The 20,955-nt window shown below is 70.3% G+C and carries 20 protein-coding genes and 1 pseudogene; 10 read left to right on the top strand and 11 right to left on the bottom strand.

The features are described from left to right. The first annotated feature begins 148 nt into the window (after positions 1–148). Positions 149–1,138, top strand: coding sequence for an alginate O-acetyltransferase AlgX-related protein (locus tag AC0IY0_RS26430; protein ID WP_419830867.1), 990 nt, complete (start codon positions 149–151; stop codon positions 1,136–1,138). A 34-nt stretch (positions 1,139–1,172) separates the two neighbouring features. Here AC0IY0_RS26430 and AC0IY0_RS26425 read toward each other — a convergent pair whose 3' ends face one another. After that, on the bottom strand, positions 1,173–1,919 hold the full coding sequence (locus AC0IY0_RS26425) for a YebC/PmpR family DNA-binding transcriptional regulator (RefSeq protein WP_147907998.1): 747 nt from the start codon (positions 1,917–1,919) through the stop codon (positions 1,173–1,175). Positions 1,920–2,081: 162 nt separating this feature from the next. On the opposite strand from AC0IY0_RS26425, the gene AC0IY0_RS26420 reads away from it, so the two are divergent. Beyond that, a complete protein-coding gene (locus tag AC0IY0_RS26420; protein WP_419830868.1) occupies positions 2,082–2,258 on the top strand; it encodes a hypothetical protein in 177 nt (58 codons plus the stop codon). A gap of 82 nt (positions 2,259–2,340) precedes the next feature. On the opposite strand, the pseudogene AC0IY0_RS26415 reads toward AC0IY0_RS26420, so the two are convergent. The 5 genes and pseudogenes from AC0IY0_RS26415 to AC0IY0_RS26395 form a co-directional block, all read right to left on the bottom strand. Then, positions 2,341–3,224 (bottom strand): annotated as a pseudogene (locus AC0IY0_RS26415) (methyl-accepting chemotaxis protein); the annotation flags it as partial. Between the two features lie 40 nt (positions 3,225–3,264). Continuing rightward, entirely contained in the window at positions 3,265–4,014 is a 750-nt protein-coding gene (locus AC0IY0_RS26410) for an HAD-IA family hydrolase (protein ID WP_471766166.1), read from the bottom strand. Next, positions 4,008–4,694 carry a ribulose-phosphate 3-epimerase gene (gene rpe, locus AC0IY0_RS26405; protein ID WP_147908042.1) on the bottom strand — a complete coding sequence of 229 codons (687 nt, stop codon included), beginning with the start codon at positions 4,692–4,694 and terminating at the stop codon, positions 4,008–4,010. Before rpe ends, AC0IY0_RS26410 begins: the two co-directional genes overlap by 7 nt. 234 nt (positions 4,695–4,928) lie before the next feature. After that, complete coding sequence (locus tag AC0IY0_RS26400; RefSeq protein WP_471766165.1) at positions 4,929–5,789, bottom strand: phosphoribulokinase; 861 nt, start codon at positions 5,787–5,789, stop codon at positions 4,929–4,931. Positions 5,790–5,811: 22 nt separating this feature from the next. Then, complete coding sequence (locus AC0IY0_RS26395) at positions 5,812–6,867, bottom strand: class 1 fructose-bisphosphatase (protein ID WP_147908000.1); 1,056 nt, start codon at positions 6,865–6,867, stop codon at positions 5,812–5,814. Positions 6,868–7,048: 181 nt separating this feature from the next. Here AC0IY0_RS26395 and AC0IY0_RS26390 point away from each other — a divergent pair, with 181 nt between their 5' ends. Next, on the top strand, positions 7,049–7,990 hold the full coding sequence (locus AC0IY0_RS26390; RefSeq protein WP_147908001.1) for a LysR family transcriptional regulator: 942 nt from the start codon (positions 7,049–7,051) through the stop codon (positions 7,988–7,990). Next, positions 7,987–9,228: an NAD(P)/FAD-dependent oxidoreductase gene (locus tag AC0IY0_RS26385; protein WP_471766164.1), complete on the top strand. Its 1,242-nt coding sequence runs from the start codon at positions 7,987–7,989 to the stop codon at positions 9,226–9,228. Before AC0IY0_RS26390 ends, AC0IY0_RS26385 begins: the two co-directional genes overlap by 4 nt. 9 nt (positions 9,229–9,237) lie before the next feature. On the opposite strand, the gene AC0IY0_RS26380 is transcribed toward AC0IY0_RS26385, so the two are convergent. The 3 genes from AC0IY0_RS26380 to AC0IY0_RS26370 all read right to left on the bottom strand — a co-directional run bounded on the left by AC0IY0_RS26380 (position 9,238) and on the right by AC0IY0_RS26370 (position 12,543). Next, positions 9,238–10,482: an MFS transporter gene (locus AC0IY0_RS26380; protein WP_246692028.1), complete on the bottom strand. Its 1,245-nt coding sequence runs from the start codon at positions 10,480–10,482 to the stop codon at positions 9,238–9,240. Between the two features lie 73 nt (positions 10,483–10,555). Beyond that, positions 10,556–11,467: an amino acid ABC transporter substrate-binding protein gene (locus AC0IY0_RS26375; RefSeq protein WP_147908003.1), complete on the bottom strand. Its 912-nt coding sequence runs from the start codon at positions 11,465–11,467 to the stop codon at positions 10,556–10,558. A gap of 176 nt (positions 11,468–11,643) precedes the next feature. After that, positions 11,644–12,543: a LysR family transcriptional regulator gene (locus AC0IY0_RS26370; RefSeq protein WP_147908004.1), complete on the bottom strand. Its 900-nt coding sequence runs from the start codon at positions 12,541–12,543 to the stop codon at positions 11,644–11,646. 98 nt (positions 12,544–12,641) lie between these two features. On the opposite strand from AC0IY0_RS26370, the gene AC0IY0_RS26365 reads away from it, so the two are divergent. Together AC0IY0_RS26365 and AC0IY0_RS26360 are read left to right on the top strand one after the other, a co-directional pair. After that, positions 12,642–13,268 carry a glutathione S-transferase family protein gene (locus AC0IY0_RS26365; RefSeq protein ID WP_471766163.1) on the top strand — a complete coding sequence of 209 codons (627 nt, stop codon included), beginning with the start codon at positions 12,642–12,644 and terminating at the stop codon, positions 13,266–13,268. A gap of 8 nt (positions 13,269–13,276) precedes the next feature. Beyond that, complete coding sequence (locus AC0IY0_RS26360; RefSeq protein ID WP_147940702.1) at positions 13,277–14,200, top strand: pyridoxamine 5'-phosphate oxidase family protein; 924 nt, start codon at positions 13,277–13,279, stop codon at positions 14,198–14,200. Between the two features lie 7 nt (positions 14,201–14,207). Here the strand turns inward: AC0IY0_RS26360 and AC0IY0_RS26355 are convergent, their stop codons facing one another. After that, entirely contained in the window at positions 14,208–14,858 is a 651-nt protein-coding gene (locus AC0IY0_RS26355; protein WP_147940703.1) for a glutathione S-transferase family protein, read from the bottom strand. 275 nt (positions 14,859–15,133) lie between these two features. Here AC0IY0_RS26355 and AC0IY0_RS26350 point away from each other — a divergent pair, with 275 nt between their 5' ends. The 4 genes from AC0IY0_RS26350 to AC0IY0_RS26335 all read left to right on the top strand — a co-directional run bounded on the left by AC0IY0_RS26350 (position 15,134) and on the right by AC0IY0_RS26335 (position 19,665). Continuing rightward, positions 15,134–15,514 carry a response regulator gene (locus AC0IY0_RS26350; protein ID WP_058192055.1) on the top strand — a complete coding sequence of 127 codons (381 nt, stop codon included), beginning with the start codon at positions 15,134–15,136 and terminating at the stop codon, positions 15,512–15,514. Between the two features lie 92 nt (positions 15,515–15,606). Beyond that, positions 15,607–17,580, top strand: a complete 1,974-nt coding sequence (locus tag AC0IY0_RS26345) for an AI-2E family transporter (RefSeq protein WP_471766162.1) — start codon at positions 15,607–15,609, stop codon at positions 17,578–17,580. Between the two features lie 136 nt (positions 17,581–17,716). After that, on the top strand, positions 17,717–19,333 hold the full coding sequence (locus tag AC0IY0_RS26340) for a hybrid sensor histidine kinase/response regulator (protein WP_471766161.1): 1,617 nt from the start codon (positions 17,717–17,719) through the stop codon (positions 19,331–19,333). A 17-nt stretch (positions 19,334–19,350) separates the two neighbouring features. Continuing rightward, positions 19,351–19,665 (top strand): plasmid stabilization protein, encoded by a 315-nt coding sequence (locus AC0IY0_RS26335; protein WP_147908010.1) that lies wholly within the window; start codon positions 19,351–19,353, stop codon positions 19,663–19,665. A gap of 143 nt (positions 19,666–19,808) precedes the next feature. Here the strand turns inward: AC0IY0_RS26335 and AC0IY0_RS26330 are convergent, their stop codons facing one another. Continuing rightward, on the bottom strand, positions 19,809–20,882 hold the full coding sequence (locus AC0IY0_RS26330; RefSeq protein ID WP_471766160.1) for an alpha/beta fold hydrolase: 1,074 nt from the start codon (positions 20,880–20,882) through the stop codon (positions 19,809–19,811). Between the last annotated feature and the right edge of the window lie 73 nt (positions 20,883–20,955).

The following is a 20,955-nucleotide window of genomic DNA, read 5'->3' as shown; positions in this document are numbered from 1 at the left end:
GGGGCAGGCGGGGGAGAGGCAGGCGGGGAACGGACATGACGGCACCTGCCGGACGGGTATATCGAACACCCGTCACCCTGCCGTCCCGCGGCCGGGCCTGCATCCCGCCCCTTGCTGCCGAATTCCCGATCCCTCTCCTGAGTGCGTCATGGCGTCGAGCAACACCGATCACATCCATGTCGGGCGGGACACGTGGCTGTTCCTGAAGACCGGGACGAACGACATCCTGGGGCAGTTGGAGCGGCCGGAGGCGATGGCCGACCTGATCTGGGCGTGGCGGAGCCTCGTGTCCAACCGGGAGCGGCGGCTGCGGGCGTTCGGCATCCGGTATCGCCACGTGGTCGCGCCGGACAAACTGGTGATCTACGACAACCAGCTGGACGGGATCACCATCGCGCCCGCGGCCTCGCCGGCCTATCGGCTGATCCACACGGAGCCGGACATGGGTCCCGCCTGGCGGCGGGGGCCGCGGGGCCTCTACGCGGATTGGCGGCGCCGGAAGCGCTGGCGGCAGACCTGCATCGACCTGGTCGCGCCGATGCGGGCCGCCCGGGACACCGCAGACCTCTATTGCCGGACCGATACCCACTGGAGCTTCGACGGATGCTACCTGGCCTACGCCGAGATCTGCCGGGCCTTCGGGACGGAGCCACGGGCGGATCTGCGGGACCGGCCGTTCACCCCGGTCGATCATGACGGCGACCTGGGCAGTGCCTTCGACCCGCCGCGCCGGGCGCCGTCCCGGGCCTACCGGATCCAGCGAGATTCCGTGCGGACCTTTGCCAGCCCGATCGTCGCGGCGCGGGAGAAGGCCGGGCTGCTGCACACGCTGCACGGCGGCGCCAACGTGATCTACCGCAACGAGACGGCGGCCGATCCGCGCCGGCTGGCGCTGTTCGGCGACTCGTTCTCGCACGTCATGCCCTACATGCTGACCATCCTGCTGGCCGAGACGTTCCGCGAGGTGCACTTCGTCTGGAGCACGTCGCTCGACTGGTCCTACATCGCGCGGACGAAGCCGGACCTCGTCCTGACCGAGGTGGCCGAGCGGTTCATGGCCCAGCTGCCGGACGACAGCTTCTCCCTGGACGCCTACGTGCAGGAGCGGTTCGGCGCCGAGCTGGCAGCCCAGGCCTGAACGGCGCCGTGCCGAGCCGCGCGGCGGCCGGCGCTCAGCCCTCGAGCTTGGCCATCAGCGCATCGGACAATGCGAAGTTGACGTAGACGTGCTGCACGTCGTCCTGGTCCTCGATCACCTCGACCAGGCGGATCAGCTTCTCGCCGGTCTCGTCATCGACGTCGATCGTGTTCTGCGCCTTCCAGACCAGGCCGGTGCGGCTGGGCTCGCCGAACCGGGCCTCCAGGGCCTTGGCGACCTCGCCGTAGGATTCCTGCGCGCAGACGACCTCGTGGCCGTCCTCACTGGAGCTGACGTCGTCGGCCCCCGCCTCGATGGCCGCCTCCAGCATCGTGTCGGCATCGGCAACGCTCGCCGGGAAGCCGATCACGCCGACCCGGTCGAACATGAACGCCACGGCGCCGGTCTCGGCGAGGCTGCCGCCGGACTTGGTGAAGGCCGAGCGCACGTCGGAGGCGGTGCGGTTGCGGTTGTCGGTCTGCGCCTCCACGATCAGCGCGGCGCCGCCGGGGCCGTAGCCTTCGTAGCGGATGTCCTCGTAGTTCTCGCCATCCGCTCCGGCCGCCTTCTTGACGGCGCGCTCGATGTTGTCCTTCGGCATGTTCTCGGCGCGGGCCGCGATGATCGCCGCGCGCAGGCGCGGGTTCATGGCCGGGTCCGGCGTGCCGAGCTTGGCCGCCACGGTGATCTCGCGGGCGAGCTTGCCGAACACCTTCGAGCGGACCGCGTCCACCCGGCCCTTCCGGTGCATGATGTTCTTGAACTGCGAATGGCCTGCCATGTTGCGTGAGACTTTGTTCGTTGGCGAGGGCGGGCGTCCGGGACCCCGCCGTCGCGGCTGTGAGGTCGCCGCGTTATAGGCCGCCGGCTTCCGACGAAGCAACGCGCCACCCGATCGTCGCGACCGCGGAAAGATCGCCCGCGCCGGGCGTTGGCGCGGGACATGTCAGCTGGAAACCCGATGCCGCGCCGGACCGAACACAGCAGGACAGCGACGACGCCCCCGACCGACGACCGCCGCTGGCTCAAGCTCGGGATCGCCACGCTGCTCGGCGCGGTGGCCGGTTCGATGCTGTTCGCGACCGAGGCCAAGGGACGGCCTGAGGGGCGGCGGCGCTAGAGCGCTCGCCGCCGGAGTGGATCCCTAGTCGGCATCGGCGAGCGCGTTGAATTACGGATCGCGAGCGTCGAGCGATCCCGCCTCACGCCGCCCGGACCGTGGTCAGGAACCGCCCGACCGCGGCGGTCAGCCGCTCCGACTGGTGCGACAGCTCGAAGGCCGAGGTCAGAACCTCGGCCGCCGCCGCGCCGGTCGTCTCCGCCGCCCCGGCCACACCCCGTGATGGTGCGGGTTACCACCCCGGTGCCGGAGGCCGCCGGACCGACATTGCGGACGGATCTCCCGGGTCGCCGCATCCTGCTGCTCCACCGCCGCCGCGATCGAGGCGGACACGGTGCTGAATTCCCGGATGCGGCCGCCGATCTGCCCGATCGCCGTGGCGGCCTCGCCCGTAACACCCTGGACCTCACCGATCTGCTGGCCGATCTCACCGGTGGCCTTTGCGGTCTGGTCGGCCAGCGCCTTGCCCTCCGAGGCCACCACCGCGAAGCCGCGCCCCGCCTCGCCGGCGCGGGCCGCCCCGATGGTGGCGTTGAGCGCCAGCAGGTTGGTCTGTGCCGTGATGCCCGAGATCAGCCCGACCACTTCGCCGATCTTGGCCACGCTCGCGGTCAGGGCGGTCACGAGCGCGGCGGTCTGGTCCGCTTCGCCCACCGCGGTCCGTGCCAGATCCGCCGAGCCGGCGACCCGCCGTCCGATCTCCTGCACCGAGGCGCCCAGCTCCTCGGCGGCGGCCGCCACGGTGCCGACATTGGATGCCGCCTGCTCGGAGGCGGCCGCGACCGTGGTAGACCGTTCCGCCGTCTTGGCCGCCGTCGTCGCCAGGGTCTGCGCCGTGGCCTGCAAGGCGCCGGCCGACGCCGAGACCGTGCCGACGATCCCGCTGGTCGCCCGCTCGAACGCGTCGGCCATCTGGTGCATCGCCGCCCGGCGCTGTTCCTCGGCGATGCGCCGGGCCCCGGAGGTAATTTATCGATCGCGTCAGCCGGCTTGGGACGCAGCCGCCTCAGCGCACGCCCGCGTGCCAATCCTGCAAAGCGCCCAACGTCACCACGTCGCCCGGCCATTCGAGCCCGGCGATGTGCCGGTGCGGGCGGCCGGGCTCGCCGAGATCGGAGACCGCCGAGAAGGCGCCGTCGAGGCTGTGGCTGTCGGTGTAGCGGCTGCGGGTCGCCAGGACCGGCAGGCCGGCGGCGCGGGCCGAGGCGATGCCGGGGGCGGAATCCTCGAACGCCACGGCCTGCACGGCCGGGACGCCGAGGCGGTCCAGAGCCAGTTGGAACACGTCCGGGGCGGGCTTCTTGCGCGCGGCCTCGTCGCCGGCCGCGATCACGTCGAAGGGCGTGTCGTCCAGCCCGAAGTTCGCCGCCAGCAGCCGATCGACGTTGGGCCGGCTGGTGGTGGTGGCGATAGCCAGGCGCAGACCGGCGTTCCGGGCCTCGCCGACCAGCCGGGCGATCCCCGGGCGCAGGGGCAGGCCGTCCCCGGTGACGAGGCCGCCATACGCGATCGTCTTGCGGGCGTGGATCTCAGGCGCCCGGGCGTGCAGCGAAGCCGCCTCGCCCGGGTGGTGCGTGTCGATGTAGTGGGTGAGCCGTTCCTTGCCGCCCATCACGGTGAGCAGGTCGGCGTAGAGCGCCGGGTCCCAGCGCCAGGGCAGATCCAGGTCCCCGAAGGCGCGGTTGAACGCCTGCCGGTGCAGGTCCTCGGTCTCGGCGAGCGTGCCGTCGACGTCGAAGATCAGCGCCCTCAGCACGAGAGGTCGCGACCGGAGGCGCCCTCCGCGCCGGCCCGGATCGCCGCGATGCGCTCCGCGTAGGCGTCTGGACCTCCGCTGAAGACCGCATTGCCGGCCACGAACGTGTCGGCGCCGGCTCGGCTTGCCGCCTTCACGGTCTCGGCGTCGATGCCGCCGTCGACCTGGATGCGGATGTCGCGGCCGGCCACCATGGCCCGCACCCGCGCCACGCTCTCCATGCTGCTCCGCAGGAACGTCTGGCCGCCGAAGCCCGGATTGACCGTCATCACCAGCACGAGATCCACGATGTCGAGCACCGGCTCGACCAGCGCGGCGGGGGTGCCGGGGTTGATCGCCACGCCGGCGCGCTTGCCGAGATCGCGGATGGTCTGGAGCGAGCGGTGGATATGCGGCCCGGCCTCGGCATGGACCGTGATCCCGTCGGCGCCGGCGTCGGCGAAGGCCGCGAGATACGGGTCGGCCGGCGCGATCATCAGGTGCACGTCGAAGAACTTTTGCGTGTGCGGGCGCAGTGCCTTCACCACTGGAGGGCCGAAGGTGATGTTGGGCACGAAATGGCCGTCCATCACGTCGAGATGGATCCAGTCGGCCCCGGCCGCGTCCACGGCACGGGTCTCCTCGGCGAGGCGGGCGAAGTCGGCCGAGAGGATCGACGGGGCGATGACGGGAGGCAGCATCATGGATCTTTCGACTGCGGTTTGGCTCAGACAATCTTCGGCCCACGGGCCGATCCCACACTGTCCCTCATCCTGAGGTACCGGAGCAGAGCGGAGGCCTCGAAGGAGCCCTCAAGAAATCCCGTGGCCGGCTGGAGGGCACCTTCGCGGCTGCTGCGCAGCACCTCAGGATGAGGGGCCGTATGGGATCGATGGTCTTGCTTGGTTCAAAGGCTTCGTCCGATCCCTATGGAATCACGCCAGGCGGCGGCGGCGTTCCACGAGCTGCATGATCATCGGCGTCAGGATCAGCTGCATGGCGAGGTCGAGCTTGCCGCCCGGGATCACGATGGAATTGGCCCGGCTCATGAAGCTGTCGTGGATCATCGACACGAGATACGAGAAGTCGATCCCCTTCGGGTCCTTGAACCGGATCACCACCAGCGACTCGTCGGCGGTGGGGATCCAGCGGGCGATGAACGGGTTCGAGGTGTCGACGGTCGGGACCCGCTGGAAGTTGATGTCCGTGAACGAGAATTGCGGGCAGATGGTCTGCACGTAGTCGGGCATCCGCCGCAGGATCACGTCGGTGACGGCATCCGTGGAATAGCCGCGGAACGAGCGGTCCCGGTGCAGCTTCTGGATCCATTCGAGGTTGATCACCGGCACCACGCCGATCTTCAGGTCGGCGTAGCGGGCGATGTCGACGTCCGGGTCGGCCACGCAGCCGTGCAGGCCCTCGTAGAACAGCAGGTCGGAATCCGGCGGGAACGCCTCCCAATCCGAGAAGCTGCCCTCCGGGATGCCGTAGGCCCGGGCGTCGTGCTGGTCGTGGGCGTAGTGCCGGGTCTGGCCGGTACCGTTCTCGGCGTAGCTGCGGAACACCGACTCCAGCTCCGGCAGCAGGTTCGCCCGGGGCGCGAAATGCGACAGCGTCGGCTCGCGCGCCATCATGGCCCGCATCGTGTCCCGGTCGTAGGCGTGGAACCCGTCGCCCTCGATGAACACGGCGCGCACGTCCTCCCGGCGGAAGATCTGCTCGAAGGTGTTGCGCACCGAGGTCGTGCCGGCTCCTGAGGAGCCGGTCACCGAGATGATGGGGTGCCGCGCCGACATGCTCTTGTACTTCGCGTTGCGATTACGACCGCATCAATCCGCGCTGGCCGAAGAGCGGCGAGCGGCCGGCATCGGGCTTGCCGCCCGCATAATAGGCGGCCACGCACGCGACCTCTTCGGTGGAGCCGCAGACCAGGGGCGCGCGCTCGTGGATCCCGGTGGCCACCAGGTCGAGGATGCGGGTCTGGCCGTCCGAGGCGGCGCCCCCGGCCTGCTCGACCAGCATCGCCACCGGGGCGACCTCGTAGAGCAGCCGCAGGCGGCCGCGGGCGTAGTTCTTGCGGGCGTCGCCCGGATACAGGAACACGCCGCCGCGGGTCAGCACGCGCTGGATGTCGGCCACCAGGGAGGCGAGCCAGCGCATGTTGTAGTCCTTGTCGCGCGGTCCCTCGGTGCCACGCTGGCAATCCTCGATATAGGCCTTCACGGGGGCGTCCCAGTGCCGGACGTTGGATGCGTTGATGGCGAATTCCTTGGCCGAGGCCGGAACCGACATGGCCGGGCTGGTCAGGCGGAACGCGCCCTCTTCCCGGTCGAGCACGTAGGATTGGGTGCCGTCGCCGAGCGTCAGGATCAGCGCGGTGGCCGGGCCGTAGGTCACGAAGCCGGCAGCGATCTGGGCGGTGCCCGGGGTGGTGAACGAGGCCAGCGGGTTAGCCGGGTCCTTGATCGACGGGCGGATGCCGAAGATCATCCCCACCGCCATGTTGACGCCGATGTTGGACGAGCCGTCGAGCGGGTCGATCGCCACGGCCAGCGGCGCGTCCGGGTTCAACCGCATCACCTCCTCGGCCTCCTCGGAGGCGACTTCGGCAACAGGAGCGCCCTGCAGGGCGGCGGTCACGCTTTCGTGCGCGATCACGTCGAGCGCCTTCTGCACGTCGCCGTCGCTGTTGTGCTCGCCCGCCGCCGCGAGGTCGCCGCCAAGTGCGCCGCGCCCGATCAGCGCGCTGATCTCCACCGCCGAGCCCGCGATCGCACGGATCACCGCGGCGGCATCCTTCAAGGCCGGGTTGGCCTCGACCGCCTGCGCCAGGCAGGTTTCGAGAGGCGTCCCGATCGCTGCTGAAATTGCCATCGGCCTGTCTCTCCTGCTGAAATCCCGCCCGCCGGGATCGCGCGTTCCGCGCCGGTCTGTAGCGACCCCTCTACCACCATGATAGCGGGCGGCGCGCCCCGATCGACAAGAACCGAGGACGCCACGCTCAAGATTTCTGGGGGATCTTGTGTCATAGGACAAAAAAAACGAGACCTCCGCCATGCGCAACCTCTCTCTCAAGCAGCTCCAGGCGGTGGCGGCGGTGGCCCGCCTGGGAACCATGACCCGGGCGGCCCAGGAGCTGAACGTCACCTCGGCCGCCCTCTACGCGCGCATCCGCCAGCTGGAGGAGGAGGCCGGGCTGCTGCTGTTCGACCGGACGCCGGGGGGGCTCAAGCCCACCGATGCCGGGCGCGAGATGCTCTGGGCGATCGACAGCATCAACACCGTGCTGGAGACCTGCACCGACCGCCTGCGGACCCTGCGCGGCGCGGAGGGCGGGCGCGTCGCGCTGGGTGTCGTCTCGACGGCCAAATATTTCGCCCCCCAGGTGATCGCGGGCTTCGTCAAGCAGCATCCCGGGGTCGAGATCAGCCTCTCGGTCCGCAACCGGGGCCAGACCGTCGAGGCCCTGCGCGGCTACGAGATCGACTTCGCCGTGATGGGCCGCCCGCCCCGGGACTTCCCGATCGAGGCGGCGACGTTCGGTCCACACCCGCTGGTGCTGGTGGCGCCTCCCAGCCACCCGTTGGCCGGCCGGACCGGGCTGTCGCGCGAAGACCTGGCCGACCAGCCGTTCTTCTTCCGCGAAGAGGGCTCCGGCACGCGCACGGTCTTCGAAGAGTTCATGAGCGGCATCCTGGTCAAGCGCGCCTTGCTCGACATCGACACCGGCTCCAACGAGACCATCAAGCAATCCGTGATGGCGGGGCTCGGGATCGCGCTCCTGTCGGTCCATTCCGTGGCGGCCGAGGTCGAGAGCGGCCGGCTCGCGCTCCTCGACGTCAAGGGCCTGCCGATCCGTCGGGACTGGTACGCGGTGCGCCGGGCCGACAAGGTGCTGGGCCCGGCGGCCTCCGCGGTCTGGTCGTACCTGATGAGCGACGGTGCGCGCATGCTGCCGGGCGTGACGCTGCCCGAAGTGACCGGGGCCAAGGCGTGAGCGCGGCCGGCATCGTCGTCGCCGGCTCAGGCCAAGCCGGGTTCCAGCTGGCCGCCTCCCTGCGCGAGGGCGGATTCCGGGATCCGATCACCCTCGTGGGCGACGAGACCGCCCTGCCCTACCAGCGCCCGCCCCTGTCGAAGGCGTACCTCGCCGGCAAGACCGACGCCGAGGGCCTGTTCCTGCGCCAGCCCGGCTTCTTCGCCGAGCATGCCATCGCCCACCGCCCCGGCCTCCGCGCCGTCGCGATCGACCGGGCCGGACGGCGCCTTCAGCTCTCGGACGGCCAGAGCCTCGCCTACGACCACCTCGTGCTGGCCACCGGCGCCCGCAACCGGCCGCTGCCGGTGCCGGGGGCCGACTTCCCGAACGTCCGCCAGCTGCGCGGCCTCGACGACGCCGACGCGCTCCGGGCATCGCTCGATTCCGCCCGGTCGATCGTCGTGATCGGCGCCGGCTTCATCGGCCTGGAATTCGCCGCCGTGGCCGCCGCCCGGGGCCTGTCGGTGACCGTGGTCGAGGCGGCCGACCGGCCGATGGCCCGGGCGGTCTCGCCGGAGATCGGGCAGTTTTTCCGCACCGCGCACGAGGCGTGGGGCGTGCGCTTCGCGTTCGGGGCCGGCGTGACCGCGATCACCGGGCGAGAGGGCCGCGCCACCGGCATCGTGCTGGCGGACGGGCGGGAGCTTCCCGCCGACGTCGTCCTGATCGGCATCGGCGTGCTGCCGAACCGGGAGCTGGCGGCGGAGGCCGGCCTCCCGGCCGAGGACGGCGTGCGGGTCGACGCGTTCCTGGCGACGCCCGATCCCGCGATCTCGGCGATCGGCGACTGCGCCCGCTTCCCGAGCCCGTTCGCGCGCGGGCTCAGCCCCGACGGCACGGTGCGGATCGAGTCGGTGCAGAACGCGATCGACCAGGGCCGCTGCCTCGCCGCGCGGCTCAACGGCAAGCCGGCCGCCTACGGGGCGCTGCCGTGGTTCTGGAGCGACCAGGGTCCGCACAAGCTGCAGATCGCCGGCCTGTCCGGGCCCGGCGATTCCAGCGTGGTGCGGGGCTCCGGTGCGGCGTTCTCGGTGTTCCGCTTCCGGGACGGTTCGCTGAGCGCGGTCGAATCCGTCGACCGGGCGGCCGACCACATGATCGCCCGGCGCCTGCTGGCGGCGGGGACGCCGCTCACCCCGGAGCAGGCGGCCGATCCCGGCTTCGATCTCAAGGCGCTGGCGATGGCCCGCCCCTGACCGGACCGGTCAATCCGAGAAGGCGATCTTGGGGCCAGGCCGCTGCAGGGCCACGGCCGTGGCGATCCCAAGCCCCAGGATCGTGACCGCGCAGGCCGCGAGCGCCCCGAACTGCCCGAGCTGCATCAGGGCCTGACCCAGCACCGCGACGCCGAGCGCCTGCCCGCAGAAGAACGAGAACGCGTGCAGGGCCACCGCGGAGGCGCGGGCCGTGGGCGCCACCTCGGTCACCTGCGTCTGGAAGGTGTTGTGCAGCATGTAGAAGCCGAGGCCCATTGCGGTCAGGGCGGCACAGTCCACCTGCCAGCTTCCGGCCAGCCCAACCACGGTGAGCGAGGCGCTGCAGATTAGGCCGCCGCCGATCAGCATCCGGGGCATGCCGAGCAGCCGCACCAGCAGACCGACCAGGGCCGAATAGAGCAGGCCGCCGATGGCGAAGCCCGCGAGCACCAGGCCGGCCTCGCGCGGGCCGCCCTCGCCGCGGGCCTCGATCAGCGGGGCGAGATGGGGGAACACCCCGAAGATCGCGATCGCCTCGACGAACACCGCCGAGAACAGGATCCGGGCCCGCGGATTGGCCAGGATGGTGCGGTAGCGCCGCACCGCCTGCCGGAAGGCGGGGCGGCGGGCCGGGAGGCTGCCGGTGCGGTCGAAGCCGAACACCGTCGCGGCGCACGCGACGGCGGCGACCAGAGCCGTGATGGCGAACACGCCGCGCCAGCCGATCACCGCCTCGATCAGGCCCGCGAAGGTCGAGCCGGTGAGCTGCCCGAGGATCGCCGCCACGAGGAAGCGCCCGATCGCCACCTGGCGCCGGTCCATGGGAACCCGGTCCCCGAGCAGCGCGAGCGACAACGGGATGCAGCCGCCGGCGGCTGCCCCCGCCAGCATCCGCAGGCCGAACAGGCTGCCGATATCGGGGGCGAGGCTGCACAGGACGAGGGCGCCGGCGAGCACCGCCAGGCAGACGCTCATCACCCGCTCCTTGCCCAACGCATCGCCCACCGGGCCGAGCACCGGCTGGATGAAGGCGTAGGGCAGCGCGAAGGCGGTGGAGAGCAGCGCCACCGTGTGGGTGTCGCTGCCGAGATCCCGCGCCAGCACGCCGACCAGGGGCTCGACCGAGCGCAGCGCGAAGGTGCTGCCGAAGCCCGCGCAGGCCAGGACGACGATCAGGCGCGGGATCGAGGCGGCTGCAGGCTCCGGCGCGCGGGTCGCGGACGGCGTGAGGGCCGGCTCTTGGCGGTCGAGCATTGGGGGGCTTCGCGGGGAAGGCGGATCTGAACGCGGCATCGCATCTCCGCGGCCGGAGCGAAACCCACCCGGATCAGTGCGCGTAGAAGGCCGGATCCGAATTGTCGCTCGGATGCTCAAACGCCCAGCGCAGAGCCGACGACAACGGCACGTTGTAGTTCAGGCCCCGCGGCGGCACCGGCTTGAGGAACCACGTCTCGTAGATCGTCATGATCTCGGGGCTGCGGTAGAGATCCGCGGTCGCCCGGTCGACCACCGCCTTGAAGGCCGGATCGTCCCGGCGGAGCATGATGCCGTAGGGTTCCGGGTTGGACAGGGTCTCCTGGCTGATCGCGTAGGCGGACGGATCCTTCGACTGGGCTCCCACGACGCTGAGCTGCACGTCGTCCATCACGAAGGCCGCCGCCCGCCCGGTCTCGAGCATCAGGAAGGCCTCCGGCACATCCTTGGCGGCGATCACCGTGATGCCGAGCTTACGTTCGTTGTTCGCCTTGATCAGCATCAGGATGTTGGTCGAGCCGGCCACCGACGAGACCACCTTGCCGCGCAGATCCTCCAGGCTCCCGATCTTCTGGTCCTTCCGGGCGATGAACCGGGTCGCGGTGAGGAAGTGGGTGTTGGTGAAGTCGACCTGCTTCTTGCGCTCGGAATTGTTGGTGGTGGTGCCGCATTCGAGATCGGTGGTGTTGTTGGTCATCAGCGGAATGCGGGAGGATGAGTTCACGAACTCCATCGCGACCTCGAGCCCCGGCATCTTCAACTCGCGCTTCACGGCGTCGGCGATCTTGCGGCAGATATCGACCGCGAAGCCGACCACTTTCTGGTTCTGGTCCAGGTAGCTGAACGGCGGCGAGCTATCGCGCACGCCGAGCACCAGCCGGTTGTTGTCCTTGATCTTCTTGAGGGTGCCGGTCAGCGGTTCGGCCTGGGCCGCCGGGGGGAGGACCGCGAGCAGCACGGCGAGGAGCGGAGTGAGCAGACGCATGGGCTGGCCGGTTCCCTGGTCGCGCAACGGGGCGCCGGCCCGGCTGACCCGGCGGCGGGAGCCCGACTGCACGCGGATCGGGCTTCCGGACAACCCTCAGCAAGAGTCCGGCCGTGGCTATAGCCAGCGGCGACCTGGAAACCAGTCTACGACCAAATCCGGTGACGGAAGTTCGATCATGTCCCCGTTTTCAGGCATTGGAGGACCGGCAATGTCCTCAGGGACTCCGCAGCGTAGTCGAGGAAGGCGTTCACCCGGGCGGGCCGGAGGCCCTGGCTGAGGGTCACGAGTTGCACCGGCACCGGTGCCGGCTCATGGGCCGCGAGCAGGCGCACGAGCCGACCGTCCGCGATCTCTTCGGCGGCCTGGTAGGACAACACCCGCGCGATACCGCGTCCGCCCCGGGCCGCGATCAGCGCCGCCTCAACCTCGTTGACGATGAGCCGCGGGGCGAGGCGCACCCGGTTGGCACCGAAGCGCCATTCGCGAACGCCCGCGTGGATCAGGCCCACGATGGTGTCGTGCGCGCTCAGGTCGGCGGGCGTCCGGGGCGTGCCCCGGACGGCGAGATAGGCCGGGCTGGCGACGACGACCTGGCGCACCTGCCCGAGCCGGCGCGCGACGAGGCGCGATTCCGCAAGCTGCCCGATCCGGAGGGCGACATCGATCCCCTCTTCCACGAGGTCGAGGTTGCGGTCGGCCAGAACCAGTTCGACCTGCGCCTCCGGGTAGACGTCCAGGAAGCCCGACACGACCGGCGCCACGTGCTTGCGCCCGAACAGCACCGGCGCCGTGACCCGCACGAGACCGCGCACCGCATCGCCGGCCGCCCCCGAGACGGCGGCCTCGTAACCCGCCAGCAGGCCGCGTGCCCGTTCGGCCAGATCGAGGCCCGCCGGAGTCGGTGCGAGGCGGCGGGTGGTGCGCTCCACCAGACGGGCGCCGGCCCGGGCCTCCAGGCTCGAGAGCGCCCGGGTCGCGGCAGCCGCCGAACGGCGCGACCGCCGGGCTGCCCCGGCGAGGCTACCGGCATCGATGATCGCGACGAAGAGGGCGAGTTCGTCCAGCCGGTCCATCGATTGTTTCAGATCCTGAAATTCTGAGTGTCGAACACTCCGGATTTTCGGCGGCGCATGCAAGAGCGATAGTCGGGTCGTTGCTGGAGACCCCGACGATGTCCGAACCCGACCTGACCCTCTACGGCCTGCGACTCTCGGGCCATTCGCACCGCGCGGAACTGTTCCTGTCGCTGCTGGGGCTGCCCTATCGGTTCGTCGCGGTGGCGAGCGCCGAGCAGCGCGCAGCGGCCGATTTCCGGCGCCTCAACCCGCTCGGCCAGATCCCGGTCCTGACCGACGGCGCGGCCGCGATCCCGGACAGCAACGCGATCCTGGTCTACCTGGCCGCGCGCTACGCGCCGGATGGCGGCTGGATGCCGGCCGATCCGCTCGGCGCGGCCGAGGTCCAGCGCTGGCTCTCGATCGCGTCCGGGGAGGTACGCACCGGGCCGGCCCTGGCCCGGCTGATGGTGGTGTTCGGTGCCCTGGCCGACCGCGCGACCGTGCACGCGACCGCCGCGCGGATCCTCGGCTTCATGGACGGGCACCTGGCCGATCGCCGGCACCTCACCGCCGACCGGGCGACGCTGGCCGACATCGCCTGCTACTCCTACGTCGCCCATGCCCCCGAAGGCGGCGTCTCGCTCGCGCCCTATCCGGCCGTACGAGCCTGGATCGCCCGGATCGAGGCCCTGCCGGGCTTCGTCCCGATGCCGGCCTCTCCCATCCCGGAACAAGCGTGAGGCATGCCATGGCGACTTTCCATGCGGATGAGGCGATCGCCCAGGCGCGGGCCGGCCACGTCCTCGGCGAGACCCCGGCGATCCGGTCGTTCATGCCGGACCAGCACCGCGGCTTCTTCGCGGGGCTGCCCTATCTCCTGGTCGCGACCGCAGATGCGAGCGGCGCGCCGGTGGCGACCCTGCTGACGGGTGCGCCCGGCTTCGTGCACAGCCCGGACGCGACCCATCTCGCCATCTCGGCAGCGCTCGACCCGGCCGACCCTGCGGCCCGGTTCCTGATACCGGGCGCGGAAGCCGGCATCCTGGGCATCGATCTGGCGACCCGGCGGCGCAACCGTGCCAACGGCCGCATCGTGCGCCGCGACCGGGACGGCCTGACCGTGGCGATCGACCAGAGCTTCGGCAATTGCCCGCAATACATCCAGCGGCGGGACGTCGAGCCGGTGCCGCGCCAGCCGGGGCCGACCGAGATCCTGTCGGCCCTGGACGCGGAAGCCGGCGCGCTGATCGACGCCGCGGACACGCTGTTCGTGGCGACCCGGGCGCGGGACGGGCTCCGGGACGGCGGCGCCGACATCTCGCATCGGGGCGGGCGGCCGGGCTTCGTCCGGCGCCGCGGCGACGTGCTGACGGTCCCGGACTTCTCCGGAAACCGCTACTTCAACACGCTGGGCAACCTGGTCGGCGAGCCGCGTGCGGCGCTGCTGTTCCTCGACTTCACCAGTGGCGACCTTCTGGTCCTCCAGGGCCGCACCGCGATCGACTGGACCGGCACCGACGCCGCGGGTCTCCTGGGCGCGCAGCGATCCTGGGCGTTCACGATGACGGCCGGCTGGCGGCGCCGGGCGGCGGTTCCCCTCCGGTGGAGCGCCCCCGAGCCGGCACCGCAACTCACGCGCACCGGCATCTGGGACGCGAGCGAGGATGCCTGATCGTGGCTCAGGACGTGGCCGCCGCGGCCGCCTCGTGCTCCTGTGCGAGCCGCGCATCCGCGGCGGCCACGTTCCGGAAGGCCGGGCGGGCCCGGATCCGGTCGACATAGGCCGACAGCACCGGATCGGGCGCGACCAGCCCGAAGCCCATCGTCCAGCCGAGTGCGCTGCCCCAAAGGATATCGGCGGCGCTGAAGCGGTCGCCGAGCAGGTACGGCCCCGGCTTCAGCGCTTCGGCGACGCGGGCGATCACGCTGTCGTAGTCGGCATAGGCCGACATGGCGCGCGGCCCGGGCTCGCGCTTGAGATGGCGGTCGATCACCGCGGGCTCGAAGCACGAGCCGTAGAACACCATCCAGCGCAGATACGTCCCCCGGGTGGGGTCGGTGAGTGACGGGGCGAGGCCGGCCTCGGGAAACAGGTCGGCCAGATACAGGTAAACCGCCGCCTGCTCGGTCACGAGCGCGTCGCGGGTGCGGATCGCCGGCACCTTGGCCATCGGGTTGATGGCGCGATAGGCATCCCCGAGATGTTCGCCGGCCCGCATGTTGAGCACGTGCAGGCGATGCGGGGCGCCGAGTTCCTCCAGCAGCACGCGCACGCCGGTCGAGCGGGTATTGGGGGCGTGGTAGAACTCGATGTCCGGCGTGTCGGCCATGCCGCACCCTCCCAGGATCCGTGATTTGCGCGGCGATACGCTTCGTCCTGCCTGAGGTCCGGGTCAATCGTGCAGCGCCGCGACGGTGGCGGTTGCGGGATCGCCCCGAGCCCGGGACGGGTGGCCCCAATGAGACATCCGGATCCGAGTTGCGCCCTCTGCGCGGGTGCCCACTTCCGGAGGGACCGGAATCGCGGCAGGGACGTTGGGCGTTTGTGCGTTGCCGCGCGTTGGGGTGCCAGCCGGCGCGACGCGACCCGGGGATTCGAGTTCTGATGGCGAAGATACTGTTGGTCGAGGACCATGAAGAGATCTGGGACTTCCTGTCCCGCCGCCTCAAGCGCCGCGGCTACGAGGTGATCCTGGCGCATGACGGCGAGGCCGGCGTGCAGCAGGCCCGGTCGGGCCAGCCCGACGTGATCCTGCTCGACATGAACCTGCCGGTCCTCGACGGCTGGTCGGCGGCGCGCGCCCTGAAATCCGGATCCGACACGCGGGCGATCCCGATCATCGCGCTCACCGCGCACGCGATGTCCGGGGACCGGGACAAGGCCATCCAGGCGGGGTGCGACGACTACCATCCCAAGCCCGTGGATTTCTCCAAGCTGCTCAGCCAGATCAGCGCCGCGCTGGGCGAGACCGCACAAGCCGGCTGAAGGCCGCCCGCCACGGCAGGCTCCCTGACCCGAACCGCTCCGCCGTCGCGGGGCGGCATCGTCCCTGAATTCGATAAGAGTGGAGCGTCTTTGTGAGCGAGGATCCCGTCACCGCCCAGCGCCTCAAGCAGGGCTTGCCGGTCATCGTCGCGCTGGCCTCCACCCTCCTCGTCGTGGCGATCATGGCGGCCCTGTATCTCGGGCGCGAGATCCTGGTGCCAGTGACGCTGGCGATCCTCCTGAGCTTCGTCCTGGTGCCGGCGGTCCGCATCCTCCGCCGGATCCGCGTGCCGCGGGCGGCGGCGGTGCTCCTGGTGGTGGTGATCGTGTTCGGCGGCCTGTTCGGGATCGGCAGCCTGATCGCCAGCGAGGCCTCGCAGCTGGCGTCGGACCTGCCGCGCTACACGCTGGTGATGCGCGACAAGATCAAGGACCTGCGCGGCGCGACCGACGGGGCCGGGACGCTGTCGCGCATGGTCGACATGGTCCAGGACCTGAGCGCCACGCTCCAGCCGCCCGGCGCCATCGAGGTCAAGGGCGAGCCGGGGACGCGCACGCACCCGCTCACCGTGGAGATCAGCCCCGCCCGGGCGAGCGTCGTCGAGACGTTCCAGACCTTCGCGGGCCCGATCCTGCACCCGCTGGCCACCACCGGGCTGATCCTGATCTTCACGATCTTCATCCTGCTCCAGCGCGAGGACCTTCGGAACCGGGCGATCCGGCTGGCGGGCGGCTCCGGAGACCTGCGCCGGGTGACGGCGGCGATCGACGACGCGACCAGCCGGCTCAGCCGGTTCTTCCTGGCTCAGCTCGCCCTCAACATCGCCTTCGGGGTGGTGATCGGCGTCGGCCTGTGGCTGATCGGCGTGCCGAGCCCGACGCTGTTCGGCGTGCTCGCGGCGATCCTGCGGTTCGTGCCGTATATCGGCGCCGCGATCAGCGCCCTGCTGCCGCTGATCCTCGCCGCCGCCGTCGATCCCGGCTGGAGCATGGTGATCGCCACCGCGGCCCTGTTCCTGGTGGTGGAGCCGATTGCCGGCCACGTGATCGAGCCGCTGCTCTACGGCCACTCCACCGGCCTGTCGCCGATCGCCGTGATCCTGGCGGCGACGATCTGGACCTTCCTGTGGGGACCGATCGGTCTGGTGCTGGCCACCCCGCTCACCGTCTGCCTGGTGGTGCTCGGCCGGCACGTGGAGCGCCTCTGGTATCTCGATGTGCTGCTCGGCGACCGGCCGGCGCTCGCGCCGCCGGAGATCTTCTACCAGCGCATGCTGGCGAACGACCCGGCCGAGGCGATCGACCAGGGCTGGCAGTTCCTCAAGGAGCGTGCGCTGGTCACCTACTATGACGAGGTCGCGCTGGCCGGGCTGCTGCTCGCGCAGGAGGACCTCTCACGCGGCACCCTGGACCGCACCCGACAGGATGCGGTCGGTGCCGCGATCCGAACCGTCGTGGCGCGGCTCGGCACCGCCCCGGTGGCACGGCGCACCTGGCGGGGCGCGCCGCGCGCGTCCGACACCGAGACCGCGGCCGCGCTGGCCGCCGCAGGGCCGGACCGTCAGATCGCCGGCATCGTGCTGGCCCGCGAGGATCTCGCGCCGGCCTGGCGCAGCGAGACGCCGGTCCTCTGCGTGTCGAGCCGTGGCCCGTTCGACGAGGCGGCCACCCTCATGCTCAGCCAGATCCTGGCCCGGCACGGGCTCGCCTCGCAGACCCTGTCGATGGCCGCGATCCGCGCTGGGGAACGCCCCGACAACCCGGGCGGCCTCGCGCTGATCTGCTTCTCCTATCTGGAGCCGGTCAGCCTGTCGCAGATCCGGTTCACGGTGCGGCAGGCCCGTGCCGCGGTGCCGGGCGTGCGTATCCTGGTGGGTTTCTGGCGCGAGCGCGATCCGGCGACACTGGATCGCCTGCGCCGGGCGACCTCGGCGGACTTCCTGGTCACCTCGTTGAACGAGGCGCTCTCGGCGGTCACGAGTGCCTGCCGTGAGCCGGCGCCCGCACAGGTCGCGTCCGCACCCCCCCGGGCCCTCCCCGGCCCGGCCCGGCCGGTGGCGGCCTGACCCACGCCAAGCGCGACAACGCCGTCGTGGCGTGACGGTCGACAACGCCGCGTGCCTTCCTAAAGTCGCAGCCCGCTGCCGGCACCGGGCCGGCATCACCATCTGTCCACGATTGGAACGAATAAGACTGCGCGCCATGTCCGATTCCCCTGAAAAACCTCCGATCGGACCGAGCGCAGTCGTCAGTGACGGCGCGGCGAGCGATGTCGCCGACCCCAAGAGCGACATCTTCTTCGCCGCGGTGGAAACCACCCGGATGCCGATGATCGTCACCGATCCGCGCCAGCCGGACAATCCGATCATCTTCGCCAACCGCGCCTTCCTGGCGATGACCGGCTACACGCCCGAGGAACTGGTTGGGCGCAATTGCCGGTTCCTGCAGGGCCCGGAGACCGACCGCGAGACCGTCGATCAGATCCGCTCGGCGATCGCCGAGAGCCGTGAATTCGCCACCGAGATCCTGAACTACCGCAAGAACGGCTCGAGCTTCTGGAACGCCCTGTTCGTCTCGCCGGTGTACAATTCGGCCGGGGAGCTCGTGTATTTCTTCGGCTCGCAGCTCGATGTCTCGCGCCGGCGCGACGCCGAGGAGGCGTTGGGCCAGGCGCAGAAGATGGAGGCGTTGGGCCAGCTTACCGGCGGCATCGCGCACGACTTCAACAACCTGCTGCAAGTCATCGTCGGCTACGTCGACATCCTGGCCTCCGGGCTCGAGAAGCCCGATGCGGACCGCGCCCGGCTCGGGCGCGCCACCGACAACATCCGGCAGGCGGCCGAACGTGCGACCACCCTGACGCAGCAGCTCCTGGCCTTCGCCCGCAAGCAGCGGCTGGACGGGCGCGCCGTCAACCTCAACACGCTGATCGAGGGGATGCGCGAGATGGTCGCCCGCTCGGTGGGCGAGGCGGTGACGATCGAGCTGGATCTCGACCGGGACCTCTGGAACTGCCGCGTGGACCCGACGCAGGCCGAGGTCGCGATCCTCAACGTGCTGATCAACGCCCGGGACGCCATGCCGGATGGCGGCACCGTCCGGATCACCACGGAGAACAACGCGGTCACGGCCAGCGGCGAGATCGGGCCGCTGCGCGCGGGCCGCTACGTCAGCATCGCGATCCGGGATAACGGCACCGGCATCCCGCCCGCGGTTCTGGCCCGGGTGATGGATCCGTTCTTCACCACCAAGGAGGAGGGCAAGGGCACCGGGCTCGGCCTGTCGATGGTCTACGGCTTCGCCAAGCAGTCCGGCGGCGCCGCCCAGATCGAGTCCGTGGTCGGCGCCGGCACGACGGTGCGCCTGTCCTTCCCGGCGACCGACGGCGACGCGCACGCCCCGTCCAAGGTCTCGCACCGGGCGGTGGACCGGCAGGGTACCGAGACGATCCTGATCGTGGACGACCGCGAGGATGTGGCCGAGCTCGCCCGCACCATCCTGCGGGACTTCGGCTACACGACGCTGATGGCCAGCAATGCCCGCGAGGCCCTGGAGATCCTGGAATCCAGCGAGCGGATCGATCTGCTGTTCACCGACCTGATCATGCCGGGCGGCATGAACGGCGTGCTGCTCGCCCGCGAGGCGCGCCGCCGCCAGCCCAAGCTCAAGGTCCTGCTGGCCACGGGCTATGCGGAGGCGAGCCTGGAGCGAACCGATATCGGCGGTTCCGAGTTTGACCTTCTCAACAAGCCTTACCGGCGCACGGAGCTGGTCCGCCGCGTGCGGGCCATCCTCGACGGTCCCACCGGCGTAGGCTGAGCTTGAGGAGACGCGCGATGGCGCAGGGCGACAAGGCGAAATACACCGACAAGCAGAAGCGCAAGGCCGATCACATCGCCGACTCCTACGAGGCGCGCGGCGTGCCGGAGCAGGAAGCGGAATCCCGCGCCTGGGCCACGGTCAACAAGGACGACGGCGGCGGCAAGAAGCCGGGCGGCTCCGGCCGCGGCAAGGACACCGGCCATCCAGCGGCCCACACGGGCGGCGACACGGGCGGCAAGGCCTCCGCAAGCCGGACACCTGAGCAACGCTCGGCCTCGGCCAAGAAGGCGGCGGCGACGCGCAAGGCGAATGCTGCGGCCAGTGCGTGATCCGGCAGGGGCGGGACCGGACGTGTTGTACGCCTTCCGCGGCCTGGAATCGCTTGGCTTCGACCTTTCGAGGTCGCCACAGCCCGGGCCGGCGTCACACCGAAAGCATCGTAGGTCCCAGTCGGATCCTGCCTGCGGAGGGCCTACATGGCCTTCTTCGGCGCGGCCTGCAGGAAATCCTGAAGTTGCCGCTTGTAGAACTTGGCGTAACCCGTGGTGCCGTGGCCCATGGTCTCGTCGCTGGCCGGGATCACGTAGAGGCGCGCGTTCTTCACGCGCTTTATCTCGCGCTCCATGATCCCCGTCTCGGGCGGGTTGCGCTCGTCGTCGGCGGCATTGATCGCCAGCACCGCGGCTTCGATCTTCTCCAGGCCAGGAGAGCAATTGTAGGCGCGAGACGATTCCCACTGATAGACATAATCGTTTGCATCGGCGGCGAACGGTGCCGCCAAGCGTGCGTCCACGAGTTTGTCGGCCAAGTCACCCGTCGGTGCGTGTCTTTGTAGAGCCAACGTGCCGCCACTGGTGCCGAGGGCGAAGAACACGTTTGCAACCCGCACCGAGGGCGGCTGGACCAAGTACTCCCCGTTGGCATAGGCCGGGTCGCGCCGGATGGTCTCTACTAGAAGCCGGCGCATCATCCAGTTGCGGCTCGCCATTTCGCTCGGCTGTGACGCCATGGGAACGAGAGCGTCCATGTACGCCGGGTGCTTCACGCCCCAGATCCAGGCGTGCATCCCCCCCATCGAGTTGCCGATGATCAGGCGGACGTGGTTGAGTCCGAGGTGTTCTTTGAGAAGCCGGTACTGAGCCTCGACCATATCGTCATAGTTATACCGTGGAAACTTCGTCTTCAGACCATCGGAAGGCTTGGATGACTTTCCATGGCCGAGCACGTCCGGGATGATGATATAGTACTTTGCCGCGTCCAGTGGTTGGCCGGGCCCGAATAGCTCTCCCGCGAAGCCAGGCGTCAGCATGCTGGATGCCGAACCGGTGGTCCCATGCACGACGACGACGGGTTCGCCGTTCGGATCGCCAACGGTCGTGTAGTGCAGGCGCATCTCCGGCAGGACTTCGCCGGTGTGAAATGTGAAGTCCTTGATCGTCGCGTCGCCCTCTTTGGGCGTCGGATATTCGGCAGCTTGCGCCGTGAGCGCCAGCGAGAGCACGGCCGCGCCGACGGCTGAACCGCACAACAGGCTCACGACTTTCATGCGATCCCCCCTCGAAGCGTCAATGGTTTTCCACCGCGCTTGAATGAGTATTGCCGTGTCGATTTCGCCTGAC

The organism is Methylobacterium sp. AC315 (assembly GCF_979253755.1).
The sequence above is the reverse complement of the archived record's forward strand: the minus strand, read 5'-3'. Positions and strand labels throughout refer to the sequence as shown.